At 44.0% G+C, this 17379-nt stretch carries 14 protein-coding genes; 6 read left to right on the forward strand and 8 right to left on the reverse strand.

Annotation, left to right across the window (positions count from 1 at the left end; translation table 11 throughout):
* Window positions 1-344: 344 nt before the first annotated feature.
* Genes WC615_RS16590 through WC615_RS16600 form a run of 3 tightly spaced genes read right to left on the reverse strand, consistent with a single transcriptional unit; the run spans window position 345 to window position 2440 of the window.
* Window positions 345-1067 (reverse strand): SGNH/GDSL hydrolase family protein, encoded by a 723-nt coding sequence (locus WC615_RS16590; protein WP_372979194.1) that lies wholly within the window; start codon window positions 1065-1067, stop codon window positions 345-347.
* On the reverse strand, window positions 1064-1798 hold the full coding sequence (gene lipB, locus WC615_RS16595; protein WP_372979195.1) for a lipoyl(octanoyl) transferase LipB: 735 nt from the start codon (window positions 1796-1798) through the stop codon (window positions 1064-1066). The genes WC615_RS16590 and lipB overlap by 4 nt, the downstream gene beginning before the upstream one ends.
* 3 nt (window positions 1799-1801) lie before the next feature.
* Window positions 1802-2440 carry a 4'-phosphopantetheinyl transferase superfamily protein gene (locus tag WC615_RS16600; protein WP_372979196.1) on the reverse strand — a complete coding sequence of 213 codons (639 nt, stop codon included), beginning with the start codon at window positions 2438-2440 and terminating at the stop codon, window positions 1802-1804.
* Between the two features lie 400 nt (window positions 2441-2840).
* Between WC615_RS16600 and dcd the strand changes: the two genes are divergently transcribed.
* From dcd to WC615_RS16620, 4 genes are all read left to right on the forward strand, one after another.
* On the forward strand, window positions 2841-3377 hold the full coding sequence (gene dcd / locus WC615_RS16605; RefSeq protein WP_372979197.1) for a dCTP deaminase: 537 nt from the start codon (window positions 2841-2843) through the stop codon (window positions 3375-3377).
* A gap of 61 nt (window positions 3378-3438) precedes the next feature.
* A complete protein-coding gene (locus WC615_RS16610; RefSeq protein WP_372979198.1) occupies window positions 3439-6138 on the forward strand; it encodes a carboxypeptidase regulatory-like domain-containing protein in 2700 nt (899 codons plus the stop codon).
* Between the two features lie 46 nt (window positions 6139-6184).
* A complete protein-coding gene (locus tag WC615_RS16615; protein ID WP_372979199.1) occupies window positions 6185-8833 on the forward strand; it encodes a carboxypeptidase regulatory-like domain-containing protein in 2649 nt (882 codons plus the stop codon).
* 27 nt (window positions 8834-8860) lie between these two features.
* Window positions 8861-11581, forward strand: a complete 2721-nt coding sequence (locus WC615_RS16620; protein WP_372979200.1) for an MG2 domain-containing protein — start codon at window positions 8861-8863, stop codon at window positions 11579-11581.
* A 92-nt stretch (window positions 11582-11673) separates the two neighbouring features.
* Here WC615_RS16620 and WC615_RS16625 read toward each other — a convergent pair whose 3' ends face one another.
* The gene (locus tag WC615_RS16625) at window positions 11674-12099 is read right to left on the reverse strand and encodes a hypothetical protein (protein ID WP_372979201.1); all 426 of its coding nucleotides are present in this window, start codon (window positions 12097-12099) and stop codon (window positions 11674-11676) included.
* The gene (locus WC615_RS16630; protein WP_372979202.1) at window positions 12096-12548 is read right to left on the reverse strand and encodes a hypothetical protein; all 453 of its coding nucleotides are present in this window, start codon (window positions 12546-12548) and stop codon (window positions 12096-12098) included. The genes WC615_RS16625 and WC615_RS16630 overlap by 4 nt, the downstream gene beginning before the upstream one ends.
* A 107-nt stretch (window positions 12549-12655) precedes the next feature.
* Here WC615_RS16630 and WC615_RS16635 point away from each other — a divergent pair, with 107 nt between their 5' ends.
* Complete coding sequence (locus WC615_RS16635) at window positions 12656-12937, forward strand: ATP-dependent Clp protease adaptor ClpS (protein ID WP_372979203.1); 282 nt, start codon at window positions 12656-12658, stop codon at window positions 12935-12937.
* 260 nt (window positions 12938-13197) lie between these two features.
* Here WC615_RS16635 and WC615_RS16640 read toward each other — a convergent pair whose 3' ends face one another.
* A complete protein-coding gene (locus WC615_RS16640; protein ID WP_372979204.1) occupies window positions 13198-14160 on the reverse strand; it encodes an isopenicillin N synthase family dioxygenase in 963 nt (320 codons plus the stop codon).
* A gap of 184 nt (window positions 14161-14344) precedes the next feature.
* Between WC615_RS16640 and WC615_RS16645 the strand changes: the two genes are divergently transcribed.
* A complete protein-coding gene (locus WC615_RS16645; protein ID WP_372979205.1) occupies window positions 14345-15982 on the forward strand; it encodes a DUF6600 domain-containing protein in 1638 nt (545 codons plus the stop codon).
* Window positions 15983-16055: 73 nt separating this feature from the next.
* On the opposite strand, the gene WC615_RS16650 is transcribed toward WC615_RS16645, so the two are convergent.
* Together WC615_RS16650 and WC615_RS16655 are read right to left on the reverse strand one after the other, a co-directional pair.
* Window positions 16056-16907 (reverse strand): ferritin-like domain-containing protein, encoded by an 852-nt coding sequence (locus WC615_RS16650; protein WP_372979206.1) that lies wholly within the window; start codon window positions 16905-16907, stop codon window positions 16056-16058.
* Window positions 16908-16919: 12 nt separating this feature from the next.
* Window positions 16920-17379, reverse strand: a 460-nt coding sequence (locus tag WC615_RS16655) for a ferritin-like domain-containing protein (RefSeq protein ID WP_372979207.1), incomplete at its 5' end; no start/stop codon positions are given.

Here is a 17379-nt window from a genome sequence, read left to right on the forward strand (position 1 = left end):
AGCGGCGGTGGAAAAACTACTATCGCAAAGTTCAAAAAAAAGAGATGCCTATTACGGTGTAAAATTATATTTGTAGCTCAATTAATCAATATATAAAACCGTCAACTTATTTCAGGACGAGACAACCCGTATCGTTTCTTGTCTCATTTTCAAAAAAACGGGACAAAATCGTTTTTACATAAATCGTTGAATATGAGTTTATAAAAGAAAAATAGTGAGGTGTTTGTTGAGATACTGACAGGATTTTGTCAGTAATAAAAACCTCATTATCAATGTGTTCCGCTTGTTCCGTTTGTCCCGTTTTCAAAATGGAACAAAACAGAAATAGAGTGCGGTTTAACCCGCTAATACTTCACCTGGGCATCTATCACCGGCAGCAGCTGGCTTACCCACATACTATACATATTGCCTGATGGGTGCAGGCCATCGTTGGCTATGAGGCCGCTTTCGTAACTTGCCCGGCGCGATGATGGGGTAATATCTACATAGGTTACGCCCAGCTTTTCGGTTTCCTGTTTATTGATAGCGTTAAACTGGTCAATCTGCGCGCCTACCACCTGCGCATCATACCCGCCATTTTTAGCGAAGGGGGTAACGCCCCAGTCGGGTATAGAAAGCACAAACACATGCTGTTTATTGTTGCCCGCATAGCTGATGGCGGTGTTTAACAGCTCAATAAATTCGGTGCGGTAATCATCTTTACTGTAGCCCCTAAACTGGTTGTTTACGCCAATAAGCAGGGTTACAATATTATATTGATGGCTTTTTAAGTCGCGCGCTACAATGGCCTTTTTAAGGTCGCCGGTTGTCCAGCCGGTAACGGCAATAATGTCGGGTTTTTTTACAAAGTGATTGGTAGAATTAAGCCTCAATGCTAACTGGTGCGGGAACGATTGTGCCTGCGGCACCGCTTCGCCAATGGTGTATGAGTCGCCCAGGGCCAGGTAGGTTAATGAATCGGGGATATGCATATTGTTATAAGTGGTCTTGATAACCTGTATGGGCTCGGATGCTTTTGTGCATGCAGCCAGTGTGCCAATCAAAAATAATATTGCAAGTGTCCTCATGCTATCATCTCCATACCAAAAAGTACGGAAATGTGATGCTTAAGGATTTCTTTAACTTCGTTTATATCAACTTTGCGGCCCAGTTCAAGTTCCATAGAGGTTACGGCCTTATCGTCTATCCCGCAGGGTACAATGTTTTTAAAGTAATCCAGGTCGGTATTTACGTTAAAAGCAAGGCCATGCATGGTAACCCAGCGGCTGCAGCGTACGCCCATAGCGCAGATCTTGCGGGCGCGTTCGTTATCGGCATCAAACCAAACGCCGGTATACCCGGGGTAACGGCCGGCGGTTAAGCCATAATCTGCAAGGGTGAGTATAATGGCATCTTCCAGCGTGCGCAGGTACAGGTGTATATCGGTAAAAAAGTTATCAAGGTCTAATATCGGGTAGCTTACTATCTGGCCGGGGCCGTGGTAGGTAATATCGCCGCCGCGGTTTATGGGGTAGTAAACAGCATTTTTCTCTTTCAGGCCTTGCTCGTCCAGCAACAAATGTTCGGCTTTGCCGCTTTTACCAAGGGTATAAACATGCGGGTGTTCGCAAAAAATAAGGTAATTGGGGGTGGCAATTTCCTCTTCGGGTTCGGCATCGCCGGCGGCAACAGCCAGCGAGCGGTTCCGGATCTCGGTTTTTAATTTAACGGTTTCGGCAAACAGGGCCTCCTGGCGGTCCCAGGCCACCTGGTAATCCGTTAATCCCCAATCCTGAAATATTACCTTTTTATTCTTCATTTATTATCCCTTCACGTATCCTATCATGTAATCTTCGTACTGCAGGTACCCAACTTCGTAGTCAATATTTACCTCGCCTTTGTGTAGTTTGGCGTCCAGCACATCATGGTGCTGAAAGGTAAACGGGCGCAGCGTTATATTATCGGCAAAGCTAACTTCTTTTTGGCCGTAGCATTTGTAAATGGCCTCTTTGGCGCACCAGCATACGTACAAGTGCTGAATTTTGCGTTCTTCTTCAATAAAAGCCAGCTCTTCGGGCTTCATAAATTTGGGTGCAATGCGCTCAACTTTTTCTTTTATCTGTTCAATATCAATACCAACAGGGCTGGTTTTGCTTATCATTACGGCGGCATAATCAAACGAGTGACTAAGCGAGATATGGTAGGGCATGCTTACCAAATAAGGTTTGCCATGGCTATCAACCTTGGCATCGATATAATCATCGGTACCAAGCATTTTGCGTAATAATACGCGTGTGCCAAGCCAGTGCAGATAGCGTTTGCTTTTGCTCAGTTTTTTGGTGTAGGCTTTTTCGGTTTCGTCAAGCTGAAGCTGTTTGTACAGTTCGTCGGCGGTTTCTTCTATCCTCCACAGCGCAAATTCTGTATCATCATCAATCTGTTGTCGGTACGCTATAGCCATGACTGGTAAAATTGCAAAAAAGGTTGCCAATATGTATCAGCTAAATATAATAATTAACCAATTTTTTTTGGCGACTGTAACTAATGGATGTAAACGTACGTCATACCCATACTAAACGTTTTATTGTCGCAATTGGCACAAAATGAAGAAGATATACATAGCAGCCGCGGTTTTAATAGCCGTTGCCATAACAGAAGGATGCATGAAGCAGCGCATTGCTGAAACACCTGCAGCACAAAACGTAAAGCGCATTTAATACGGGTAGGATAAGTGTGCGTTCATATTGCCCAAAAGGGTGGTATAATTTAGCCGCATTGTACAAATAGTACATGCGGCTTTGTTGTTTTATTACTGTTGAAAGTTAGGCCAATTAATCATAATTTAGGGCAGCAATTTACTTATGATTTTATCAGACAAGCGCATCCTCGAAGAGATTGAAAAAGGGACTATTATAATTGAGCCGTTTAAGCCCGAATGCCTGGGTACAAATTCGTACGATGTGCATTTAGGCAAGCACCTGGCCACATATAAGGATAGGGTTTTGGATGCTAAGCTGCACAATGAGATAATAGGGTTTGAGATACCGAAAGAAGGGTTTGTATTACAGCCGGGTGCTTTATACCTTGGGGTAACGGTAGAATATACCGAAACCCACAAACACGTGCCTTTTTTAGAAGGAAAATCAAGCACGGGCCGCTTAGGTATTGATATACATGCAACCGCCGGTAAAGGTGATGTGGGCTTTTGCAACACCTGGACGCTGGAGATATCATGCGCACAGCCGGTAAAGATCTACGCAGGTATGCCCATTGGCCAGCTGATATATTTTGTTGTGGAAGGCGATATAGAAACCATGTATAATACCAAAAGCAACGCGAAATACAATAACCCTACAACACGCCCTGTAGAGAGCATGATGTGGAAGAATAAGTTTTAATGCCGGGGGTTTAGCACAATTGCCCCGCAGCATTGTTTATAATTTCATCTACCTGTAAATTATGGCATACAAACGTTTTATAGCGGGGCTGTTATTAGCCATTGGGGTTATCGGGGCATATAGTTTTAATTCCGATGATGATATTATTGCGCGTGTGCAGCACCAACTGGATAAATGGACAGGCAGCCATCCGGTAGAAAAAGTACACCTGCACCTTGATAAACCATATTACACCGCCGGCGACGATATTTGGTTTAAAGCCTATGTAATTACCGGCCCTTTACATCGCCTGCAGCCCGATAGCGGCATCTTAAATGTGGAACTGATAGACGAGCAAGATTCCATTAAACAAAACCTGAAGCTACAACTGCATAATGGCCTTGCCTACGGCGATTTTGCCCTGCCCGATACCCTGCACGAGGGTAATTACCGTATAAGGGCATATACCCAATATATGCTAAATGCCGGCAGTGATTATATTTTCGATAAGGCTATCAGCATTGGCAATGTTATTACCAATAAGGTTTTTACAAAAACAACATTTACCACCACCACCCAAAACGGGCGAGATGTAGTAAGCGCCGACATTAACTATACCGATGCCAGCGGTACAGCATACTCCGGCAATGCGGTAAGCTATTCGGTTATGCTGAATAATACAGTGATGGCCAAAGGCAAGGGCGTTACCGATGCCAAAGGCAACCTGCATATTAATTTACCTGCCGACAACGCCGCTTTGCTAAAGCAAGGCCGGATTGTTACCGGTATAGCCGGTACAGGGGATGGCACGGTACATAAAAGCATCCCTATACATACCATGGCGGGTTATGCCGACGTGCAGTTTTTTGCCGAGGGCGGTAATATGATAAACGGGTTACCGGCCAAAGTGGCTTTTAAAGCTATAGGTACCGATGGCCTGGGTATAGCTATTAAAGGCACAGTAACCAACAGTAAAGGCGAAGAAATGGCGCAGATTGCCACCTCGCATTTAGGGATGGGGGCATTTACCTTTACGCCGCAAGCCGGCGATATGTACAAGGCAAATATGAGTTACCCCGATGGTACAAAAGCATCGGTAGCGCTGCCAAAAGCCGCCGACAATGGCTATGTACTAAAAGTTATTGAACAGGGAAAAAACGACCTGCGGATAGCTATAGCAGCGGCAAAGGGTACAGCAGGCCGGTTTGTGTTGGTTGGGCAAAGTGCCGGCAAAGTGTACTATTCGGCCAGGAGCACAGCAGGGGGCGATGCGTTTTCTACCATTGTGCCAAAAAGTAAGTTCCCTTCGGGGATAGCGCAGTTTACGCTGTTCTCAGAATCGGGCGAGCCGCTGAACCAGCGTTTGGTATTCATCCAAAACCGGGAAGATAAATTAAACTTATTGGTAACTGCCGACAACCAAAGCTATGCACCAAGGCAAAAAGTAAAACTTAATATTGACGCCAGGGATAACGGGGACAAGCCTGTGGTTGGCAGTTTCTCCATATCGGTAACAGACGAAAGCAAAGTGCCCGTTGATGAAGATGCTGAGAATAATATTTTTGCCAACCTGCTGCTCACGTCAGATCTGAAAGGGTATGTAGAGCAGCCTTCTTACTATTTTAACGGAAGCGAAAAGTCCCATGCTGACCTGGACGTTTTGATGCTTACCCAGGGTTATCACCGGTTTGAGTGGAAGAACGTACTGAACGATACGCCAACTCCTAACCAATACGCGATACAAAAAACTTTTACTATATCCGGCAGGGTAACTACACCATCAGGTGCGCCTGTTGCCAATGGCAAGGTGGAGCTGATAAATTTTGATGACGGCTTGTTAAAGGTTGATACGGTTACCGACCAAAACGGCCGCTTTGCGTTTACAGATGTAATATATGCCGATAGCCTAAAATTTGTGATCCAGGCGCGTAACGCCAAAAACAAAAGGGATGTGGTGATAAAAATGGATAGCGTGCCGCCGCCCACCGCATCCAATTATAAAAACATTGCAGACTTTGCCTCAAATACGGGCAGCGCTGTTACCATGTATGCCCAAAATAGCAAGCAATTGTACTTTGAGCAAATAAAAGCCGGCCAGGGTAATCATGTAATCAGCCTGAGGGAAGTATTGATAAGGGAAAAGCGCATCGCATTAAAACACTCGGCAAATTTAAATGGCCCGGGTAATGCCGACCAGGTTTTGCTGAGTAAAGACCTAATGAATTATGGCTGTGTACGCCTGTCTGATTGTTTACAGGGGCGCTTGCTTGGTGTGCTGTTTAACAATGGCGTACCGGTTACTACCCGTGGTGGCGGCCGTATGCTTGTTGTTATTGATGGGATGTACTCTGATGCTGCTTTTATGAACAGCTTAAACGTAAATGATGTACAATCTATTGAAGTGTTGCGTAATATTGGTACGGCCGGTATTTATGGTGGCCGCGGTGCTAATGGCGTATTGGTTATTACAACCAAACGAGGTGATGAACCAACCTACTATCCGCAGCAGTTTGGCAGGGGCATAGTACCTTACCATCCAAAAGGTATTTATAAATCGCGTATATTTTACTCACCAAAATACGATGCTAAAACCAATCAGAAAATTGCCGACCTGCGTACCACCATTTTCTGGAAGCCTGATGTTGTAACCCCGGGTGGTAAAGCCAGTGTTGAGTATTTTAATGCGGGAAGCCCCGGCAATTACCGTGTAGTGATTGAAGGAATTGATAGCGAAGGCAATATTGGCAGGCAAGTATTCCGATACAAAGTGACTGGTAACTAATATTTGATGGTGTTTTTGTATATTTACTAATACCAACCTTTTAAGTATGAGCTTTAAACGCGTTTTTCTGGGGCTGTTAGTAATAGGCGGTGTCATTAGTGTATATAGCTTTAATAACGATAACGATGTTATTGTTAAAGTAAACCAGCAATTGGAAAAGTGGACAGAAAACCACCCGGTTGAAAAAGTGCACCTGCACATGGATAAGCCTTATTATGCTGCGGGAGATAACATCTGGTTTAAAGCTTATGTAACAATAGGTAGCCAGCACCAGCTATCTGCCTATAGTGGGTTGCTTAATGTAGAATTAATAGACAATCAGGATGTTGTAAAGCAAACGCTTAAGTTACAGCTTAATGAGGGGACGGCTTTTGGCGATTTTGCACTGCCGGATACACTACACGAAGGTAATTATCGCATCCGTGCTTATACGCAGTATATGCTTAACGATGGTAAAAACTACATTTTTGATAAAGCGATAAATATAGGCAACACCATTGTTAACAAAGTATTCACAAAAACCACATTTGATTATGCCCATCAGAAGGCCAACAGTGCGGTGGGTACAACCATTAATTACAGCGATATAAGCGGCACACCTTATACAGGCAATGCAGTTGCATACTCGATATTGTTGAATGATATTGTTATAACCAAAGGAAAAGGTATTACTGATAGCCTTGGCAACCTGCGTTTGAACTTAGCGGGCGATAACCAGGAACTGCTTACCTCGGGCCGTATTGTTACGAAACTAACTGTTTCAGATGGTTACGTGGTTACTAAAACAATACCGATAAGGGCATTGGCAAACAGGGCCGATGTTCAATTCTTTCCGGAAGGCGGGAATATGGTGTATGGCATTCCCACAAAGGTGGCGTTTAAGGCCATTGGCACAGATGGTTTGGGGATAGATGTAAAAGGATTTATAACAGATAGCAAAGGCGCAGATATTGCCCGGATTACAACCTCGCACTTAGGGATGGGTATATTTAATTATACACCACAAGCCGGTGATACATACCAGGCAAATTTGATTTTCCCCGATGGCTCAAAACGATCATTAGTTTTGCCTGCTGCGGAAAACAACGGGTATGTTTTAAACATATCAGAGGCTGGTCCCGATAATTTAAGGATCACAGTGGCTGCAGCAAAAGGCACTAACGGGCAAATTAACATTGTTGGACAAACCGCAGGTAAAGCTTATTATTCATCCAGAAGTTTTGCCGGTAATGCAATGTTTTCGGCAGTTGTGGCTAAAAGTAAATTTCCATCAGGTATAGCACAATTTACCTTGTTCTCATCTTCCGGCGAACCGCTCAATGAAAGATTGGTGTTTATTAAGAACCCGGAAAATATACTTAACCTGTCCATATCGTCCAATAATAAAACATACTTGCCAAGGCAAAAAGTAATGCTGGCTGTTAGCGCTTCAAACAATAACGCCCCTGTTTTAAGCAGCCTTTCGGTAGCAGTGACTGATGAAACCAAAGTCCCGGTGGATGAGAATACAGAAAATAATATACAAGCCAGTCTTTTGCTTACAGCCGACTTGAAAGGTTATGTGGAACAGCCTGCATATTACTTTAATAACGACAATGATAAAACCCGAACTGATCTGGATATGCTGATGCTTACACAAGGTTATCGCCGGTTTGCATGGAAGAATGTACTGGATGGTGAACCATCACCTAACAAGTACCCACGCGAAACTGCTTTTACAATATCCGGAAAGGTAACTAAGCCAAATGGGAAACCAGTGGCCGGTGGCACGGTACAACTGATAAATTATCAAAATGGGGTAATAAAGCTTGATACGCTTACAGATCAAAACGGCCGTTTTGCTTTTAAAGATCTGTTATACATTGATAGTATCAGGTTTTTAATAAACGCCCGCACTGCTAAAAAAAGTAAAGATGTTGTGGTTACGATGGATACCATAGTAGCGCCATCCGCAGCGCAATATAAAAACCTGCCCGACTTTAATATAGCTACATCAAACAGTATAAATATCTACGCAGAAGCCAGTAAAAAATTATATTATGAGGGACTAAAATATGGTCTTGGGAACGTACAAATGTTAAAAGAAGTGCATATTACAGATAAATTTAACCCAACTAAACATTCCTCAAATATAGTTAGCCCACTATTTGTAACCCAAACGCTATTGGGCAGGCAATTAGACCCGGGATGGCAAGCGCGTGTTATAGGTGTAAGATTTAGTGGTGGGGTACCACTGGGTGTGGCGGTTATTATTGACGGTATACGTTCAGACCCTACAGAAGTGGTCAGATTAAGCCCTAATGATATACAGGCAATAGAGATAATAAGAGGAGGGGCCGCAAGTATTTACGGAGCACCTGGTGCCATGATAGTGACCTTAAGGCGCGGTGATGAGCCTCTTGCCCTTTATGATATTAAAAGGGTTGAAACAGGCGTGCTACGTTACCAACCAAAGGGGGTGTACGTTGCCCGTGAATTTTACTCGCCCGCATATGGTGTGCAAACTAACCAAAAACTTGCCGATTTGCGCACAACTATTTTTTGGAAACCTGATTTGTTAACTGATAACAGTGGGAGAGCATCTGTTGAATATTTTAATGCGGGTAGCCCCGGTACTTACCGTGTAGTAATAGAAGGGATTGATAGCGAAGGCAATATTGGCAGGCAAGTATTCCGATACAAAGTATTAAATTAGCGCTACACACATCTGCTTTTTTTAATTATGGCCTTTAAACGTTTAGCGATCGCGTTACTTTTTGTGATCAGTATTGTTGGTTTTTATAGCTTTAATAACGATGATGATATACTTGCCAAAGTAAATCAGCAGCTAACCGAATGGACCGAGAGCCACCCCGTAGAGAAAGTATACCTGCATTTTGATAAACCTTATTACACCGCCGGCGATGATATCTGGTTTAAGGCATACGTAACCACAGGCAATCTGCACCACTTATCGTTTAATAACGATATCCTGAACGTAGAATTGGTAAATGGCCAGGATTCGGTGGAGCAGAGCTTAAAGCTACAGATAAACGAAGGCCTTGCCGCGGGGGATTTTGCCCTGCCCGATACCCTGCATGCAGGCGATTACCGCATCCGTGCCTACACCCAGTACATGCTTAATGCGGGCCAGGAATATATTTTTGACCATGCCATAACTATAGGTAATGTAATAACCAATAAGGTGAATACCCGAACAGAGTTTAATTATGTAAACCAAAACGGGCGTAACGATATTAAAACGGTTATTAACTATACCGATACAGATGGGAAAGCTTATGCCGGTAATACCGTTGATTATTCTGTATTAGTAGATAATAAGGCAATCTTTACAGGTAAAGGAGTTACTGATAATGAAGGCAGGTTGATTTTAAACCTGCCTGCCGAAAATTCGGCGATATTTACATCAGGCAGGATACTAACTAAACTAACCATTGCAAAAGGCAACTATATTAATAAAGTTATCCCTGTAAAAATAACAGCAGGCAAGGCCGATGTGCAGTTCTTCCCAGAGGGGGGGAATATGCTTAATGGTGTATCAAATAAGGTAGCGTTCAAGGCAATTGGTACAAACGGGCTTGGGCTAAATATTAAAGGTGTACTAACAAATAGTAAAGGCACCGAAGTTGCAAAACTTAGTTCATCTCATTTAGGTATGGGGGTATTTGAATTTACACCACAGGCTGCCGAAACTTACCGTGCCGAAGTTGTTTTTCCCGATAGCTCAAAGACTTCAATAAGTTTACCGGCGGCCGTAAATAATGGCTATGTGCTAAAAGTATCAGAATCGGGGCTTGATAATATACGTTTAACCATTGCCGCCGCTAAAGGAACTGCAGGGCAATGTTACCTGGTTGGGCAAACCGGGGGCAAGGTTTACTACTCGGCTAAAAGTATAAATACCAATAATGTATTTTCGGCGGTTGTGCCAAAGCTTAAATTCCCGTCGGGCATTACGCAGTTTACACTTTTTTCTGCCGCAGGCGAACCCTTGAACGAGCGCCTGGTTTTTATTCAAAATCCCGAAGACGGGCTGAAATTAACGGTATCGGCCGATGGTAAAAAGTATTCGCCAAGGCAAGCTGTAAGGTTGAATATTAACGCCACAGATAACGGGGACGAACCAGCCGAAAGTAACCTGTCAGTATCGGTAATTGATGAGAGCAAGGTGCCGGTTGATGAAAACCTGGAGAATAATATTATGGCCAACCTGCTGTTAACATCAGATATTAAAGGGTATGTTGAACAACCCGCTTATTATTTTAATAACGTAAATGATAAAACCCGGTCCGATCTGGATGCGTTGATGCTTACCCAGGGCTACCGCCGTTTTGAATGGAAAAGTGTTTTGAATGCCGCGGATGTGGTGGATAAATACCCGCATCAAACAGCTTTTAATATATCGGGTACCGTGTTTTCAAAAAAAGGCAAACCGTTAGCAAACTGTAAAGTTGAATTGGTTGACTATGAAAACGCGTTAAATAATGTTGATGCAGTAACCGACGAAAACGGGCATTTTAAATTTGATGAAATTGTATATCCCGATAGCAGCAGTTTTTTCATATATGCGCGTGGCGATAAATTCAACAAGGATGCCATTATAAAAATGGATCCGCAACAGGTGGGGCCGCCAGCCACGAGGTATAAAAACGCGGCTGATTTCAATATAGTAAACGCAACTGAAAACAAAACGGCGTACGAGAAAAGCAGCAAACAGCTATTTGCCGAACAAATGAAGTTTGGCCTTGGCAACCATGCTATAAACTTAAAAGAGGTTGTTATAAAAGACAAGTTTAAAACTGTTAGGAACTCCGCAAACATTCACCCCGATTTAACCGACCAGGTTTTAATTGGCAAGGACATTGGTAGTGGCTGCAGATACTTTATTGATTGCCTGCAGGGGCGCGTTGCCGGGGTTTCATTTAAAGGAGGTAAGCCATACTCTAACCGTACAGACAGACCTATGCTTACAATTGTAGATGGAATTCCCGATCCGGAAGGGATGGTTTTATCGAGGTTAAACAGCAACGATGTAGAAGGAGTTGAGGTGATACGCGGGGGTAAGGTTAGTATATATGGCTTTGGTAGTGGCAACGGGGTAATATTTGTAACCACTAAGCGTACGCTCACTATCGGGCGTGACCTTACTAAAGCAAGTGCGGATGCGCCGCAGCGTATTGAAAAGGGTGTTATTCGTTATAAGCCTAAAGGGGTGTATACTGCGCGTGTGTTTTATTCGCCGCTTTATGATGCTAATACAAATCAAACACTTGCCGACTTACGCACAACCATTTTTTGGCAACCAAACGTGGTAACTAATGATGGTAAAGCATCAATTGAGTTTGCTAATGCAGGCAGTACAGGCACATACCGCGTGGTTGTTGAAGGCATCAGCAGCGAAGGTAGTATTGGCCGGCAGATGTTTAGGTACAAGGTAGAGTAAAGTCAAAAGTCAAAAGTCAAAAGTCAAAAGTCAAAAATTCGCCCGGCGAATTTTTGACATACTATAATCGTATTTTTTAGATTTTTGAGTTTTTATTTTTGACTTAACGAGAATTTCTCCCAAAAATCAATTGATTTAAATATCTCGCTGCGGTCGGCACTACTGCTATTGCCGCCACGGCCCATGCCGCCACCACGGCCACCTCTTCCGCCGCCCCCCATACCACCGCGGCCTCCACCGCCGCCCATGCCGCCATGGCCACCGCCACCCATACCGCCACGGCCGCCGCCACCCTGGGCATCGCCGCTTTGGGCACTACGATCGGGCTTTTGCATGCCATTGATCTTGAAATTAAAGGCCCAGTCGTTTTTTGCAATATCATCCGCATGGAAAAACTTTAACGGGATAGCCGCTTCATAAACCAGGTTGCCATCGGCATCATAATCAATAGCTGCTTTAATGCCATAGGTGTTTGATGTGGTGATCATCCCATTATCAATATCCTTAAAGCCGGTCATTTTATGCTTCGCAGGGTAGTGATGCGCTCGCGAGTAAGCTCTTCGCGCTCCTCTTTGGTTATCTCCCCGTTACCATCTTCTTTAAAACCGGCAAAAGCAGGTGCCGGGGTACCCGGGTAACGCAATGGGAAGGTCATGCTAAAGGTTTCCTTCTTTTTGCCGTGCGTATCAATACTGATGGTAATGCCGGCATTTAATACGCGTGCCTGCTCCAGCCTGTCGTTAACGCGGATGGCTGCATACAGGTTCTCTTTATCATTTGCCAGTGTGTATTTAATATTTTTTTCTTCATTACGGTATCGCAGGCTATCGCCCCAGTCGGTAAGGTTGCCATCAATAACAAGGTTTACAGGCGGTGGTAAAAGGTTTTGATGTTGTTTGGATTGGGCATTAACATTAGCCGATATTGCTAACATTATAACCGGGAGCAGCAGGGGGCTACATTTCATTTTGTGTGATTTTATTAAGGATAAGTGTATTGCGTGTAATTTTTATAGAATGATAAACACCATTTTAACACATTTATTACTGTTTTTGAGTAAATTTGCTGATACATATGCCAACCGAAGTACAGGAACAGACACTCACCTTTGAAGAACTAATGGCCGGGCTTAAAGAAATGCACCGCCTTATTTTATGGAATGATGACCATAATACTTTTGAGCATGTTATCCATTGCATGATGAAGTACCTGGATTATTCCGAGGGGCAGGCCGAAAAAATTGCCTGGAAAGTGCATAACGAAGGTAAGTGCCCGGTATTGGAAGGCTCTTTTACCGAAATGGAGGTTTACCGCAAAATATTACAGCAGGAAGGCCTAACCGTTAGTGTTGAGTAAAACACATTAAGAAGAATCCCCAAAACTTAACCATTTTTTTGACTGTGGGTTTTGCAATTGGCGTGGCTACATAATATTGCAATTGGTATAGCTTGTAGGTATTGCCATTGGTATGGCGCTTGACTCAAGGGCAGCAAAAGAGAACCTGCAAAACCAGGACGAAGAGAATAATTAAGATTTAAACAGGCCGGAATAAGGCGATTATAAGCCATTAAAAAGCCCTCTTAACAATTGTTAAGAGGGCTTTTTATTTGTCCTGTTTATTTTTTTAAACCTATCTCACGTAAGCGTTCATCAAGATATTCCCCGGCGGTTATATCGGTATAAAGCTTAGGGTGCTGCTCATCAATGGTTGATGGCAGGCTTGTAAGGTCCATAGTAGTTTTTGGATGCAAAAAGAATGGTACCGAAAAGCGCGAGTTCTTCATTTGCTCGCGCGGTGGGTTAACCACTCTGTGCGTGGTAGATTTTAGCTTGTTGTTTGTTAAACGCTGCAGCATATCGCCTACGTTAACTACCAGGTCTTCGCCAAAGGCAGTAACCGGGAACCAGGTATTGTCGCGGGTAAGCAGTTCCAGCCCATCGGCACTTGCGCCTATTAACAGGGTTATCAGGTTAATATCCTCATGTGCACCGGCGCGAACTGCATCATCAGGCAATGCATCCGGGTTTTCGATAGGGAAGTAGTGCAGGGTACGCAATATAGAATTACCGTTATGTACCTTATCGTCAAAATAATTTTCGGGAAGGCCTAAGTAAACGGATATGGCGCGTAATAAGTGTGTGCCGGCAGCTTCCAGCTTTTTATAAACCTCTAATGTAGTAGTGTTAAATTCGGGCTGCTCATCAACTACAATATTATCAGGGTAGGTTTCTTTTATCGGGTCGCCATCGGTTACGGTTTGGCCTATTTGCCAAAACTCTTTCAGATCGGGCACTTTAAAACCCTTGGCAGTTTCTTTGTTTTTACCCGTGTAACCACGCTGGCCAGCCAGGCCGGGTATCTCATATTTATCTTTTACTTCCTCAGGTAAAGCAAAAAGCGCCTTTACCTGGGTATAAAGTTTATCCATTAATTCTTTACTAAGGCCATGGTTGGTTATAGTTACAAAACCTGTTTCATTAAAAGCTTTGCCAATGCTGTCCGAAAAAGCTTTACGCTCTTCGGCTGTGCCATTTATATAAGTATTAAGATCAAGACGAGGGATGTTTACTGTACTCATAGTTTGAATATTAAAAGCCAAAATTATCTAAAAATTTGCTCAGATACCTGGTTGTATTAATAAATATGTGTTATACTGTAATTGTTTTATGACAATGGGCATAAAACAATTACAGGGTTAAACGTTTGTGAGTAAAGCGAGTCAATATACCATACAAACAACCAAACCAATTATACTAAGTATTATGAAAAGTTTAAAAAAAATATGGGGGATAGCCTTGGTAGCTTTTCTGCTGATCATATCGGCACCCCATAAAACAATGGCCCAGGAGGGCGAATATATATCCGATCAGGAGTTTTACGACGAACTACAGCCTTACGGTACATGGATCTACGACCCGCAATACGGTAACGTTTGGATACCTGACGTAGAAGAGGATTTTAGGCCTTATGCCACCCGGGGCTACTGGGCAATGACCACCTATGGCAATACCTGGGTATCTGATTACCCCTGGGGTTGGGCAACTTTCCATTACGGCAGGTGGCATTTTGATAATTATTACGGATGGGAGTGGGTCCCCGGAAATGAATGGGCTCCTGCATGGGTTAGCTGGAGAAACGGCGGCGGCTATTATGGCTGGGCACCTATGGAACCGGGCGTAAGTATAGATATGTCATTCGGTGATAATTACAGCGTACCTAATGATTACTGGGTGTTTGCACCCTATGCTTATATAAACTATACTAATGTTTATAATTATTATGTGCCGCGTACCCGGGTGAGGAACATTATCCGTAACACTACCTGGATAAGGAACCGGTATACCTATAATAACCGTACCTATATAACCGGCCCGCGCCGAGATGAGATACAACGGTACACCAAACGCCCTGTACGTGTTTATAATATCAATAATGTAAGCAGGCCATCGCGTATAACAGTAAATAATAACAATATTAATATTTACAGGCCGGCAGTTAGGCCAAATACTAATGCACGCCCGGCGCGCGTGGTAGATGGCGCAGCTTATAAAGAGCAAAACCCGGCACAGCGTATTGCCAGCAGGGACCGCCAAAAAGGGACCGTATATAATGCTGCTAACGCAGCCAGGCTTGCCGCAGCCGCCAGGAACACTAGCCCTGATACAAAGGTAGTGCGTGTAAATAATAATAGCCCAAGGCCCGCTACTGCCCCTGCAAATAATAGCCGCCCTGCAAGGCCTGCAGTTACCGGCGATGCACAGCAACAGCAACGTGCTATTGACAGGCAACAAGGCACCGTACAACAACAGCGGGTACGCCAGCAGCAGCAGCAAGCCCGTGAACAACAAAGACAAGTAAGGGAGGAGCAACAAGGTGCGCAACAGCAAACTGAGCAACAAAAACGGCAACTTGATCAGCAACGCCAGCAACAACAAGTGCGCCAGCAACAAACCGAGCAACAAAAACAGGCAAGGGAGCAGCAACGCGCTAACAGGCCAGCTGTTACCGATAATACAAGGCAGCTTGAACAGCAACAGCAACAGCAACAGCAACAGCAACGCCAGCAGGTAGAACAACAGCGCCAACAGCAGGTACGCCAGCAACAGGAGCAAGTGCGCCAGCAACAACAGCAGTTGCGCGAACAACAGCAGCAAGCACGAGAGCAACAACGCCAACAGCAAGAGCAAGCGCGCCAGCAGCAACAGCAGGTAAAAGAACAACAACAGCAGCAGGTTCGCCAACAACAGGAGCAGCAACGCCAGCAACAACAACAGGCCCGCGAACAACAACGCCAGCAGCAGGAGCAGCAGCGTCAGCAACAACAGCAAGCCCGCGAACAACAGCGCCAGCAACAGGCACAACCGGCGGCGACCCCATCAGGGCGGCCGGTACGCAATTAAGATATGTGACTTTCTTAAATAAAAAGAGCGACCGGCATAATACCAGTCGCTCTTTTATTTAATTGTAACGGTGTTAGTTAGTCACAATAAATGATCCAATAACTAAGGCAACAACTTCGTCTTTAGTTAACGGTTCGTCAAATGATGCAGTAGCAACACCCACGCTTGCTTTAAGTGCTGAAACTAAGTTTACACCACCCTGGGTTACATTTTCTTCACCTTTATAATTGTTGTTTGCTGCAGCTACTCCTGTATCGTTACCAAGTGTAGCGGTACTTACAATATATGGTTTGATGTTGGCATCGTGCCCTAAATCATGACGCAGTTTACGTATGGCAGATGCATGCCGTGCCTCAACTGCGTGTATTGATAATGCCGGGGTCAGGATGTCTTTATTACCTATAAGATTGGGGGCCTGGCCTTTGTAAGCACGCACGCCTGTATCTTCAAGTACTTGTGCCACGGCCAAAAATGTTGCATAGTTTGAAAGTACATCCGGGAAAGGGCCGTTACCTTTATTGTTACCACCGGTAAAGTCATAAGTTGCGGGGCCTACAGGCGTGCCATTAAGCGATGTAATAACAGTTGTTAGAAAGTTAACGTGTGCATTTTCATCTCTTTTAATAAGGTTTAGATAGCTGGTATCGCCTGCGGGTATTAAACCTGTTTTTGCTGCACCTGCATTATAGAATGCAGCTTCCAGATGCTCTAATGTTAAAGCAAAGTTTAAAACCTCAACTACAGATGATGACGCCTGGCCATAGGCTTTTTTAAATAAAGTACCCAAGGCAAATGGCATAGCAGCAACGGCTACTTTTGAACCAAAGCTGGTTATATTTTTGATTGCGGCACGGCGGGGGTTTAACCTTTCGTGTATTTCCGGGTCAACTTTTTCTATTTCGTCTATTATGTTAAATAAATTCATGGCGATGTTTAATTATGGTTTATAATTATAATTAACTGCACTAACCTTGGTTTTAAGGAAACCATTAGCACCTGCAAGCACTTCGGCAATGGTGGCAGATTTGTTTAATCCGTCTCCGTCTACCTGGTCACTGCCAACAAAACTACCCGGAGTAATTAAGTTAGAAATTAAAGCCGCGTGGCGTGCTTCAACAGATACAATTTTACCGGCAATAGTTAAGTAACCGGCATCCTTAATTAAATAGCCTGCGCCATCATAAGCCTGCACACCAGTATCTTCTAACAATTTAGCAGCGTTAAGTACGCTGGTACGGTCAGAGAAGTTTATGGAAGAAAAATCTGTTGTAAGAGTGCCAATCGCCTTAGCACCCAATGCAGCCTTAAAAAAATCGCGGTGCAAAACTTCATGATCGCGAATATCTGTCAGGTAAGCGGTTTCAATACTGCTTATGCCGCTGTATGGAGTAGCCACA

Origin of the sequence: Mucilaginibacter sp., from assembly GCF_041663085.1 — a bacterium.
Classification (GTDB): domain Bacteria; phylum Bacteroidota; class Bacteroidia; order Sphingobacteriales; family Sphingobacteriaceae; genus Mucilaginibacter.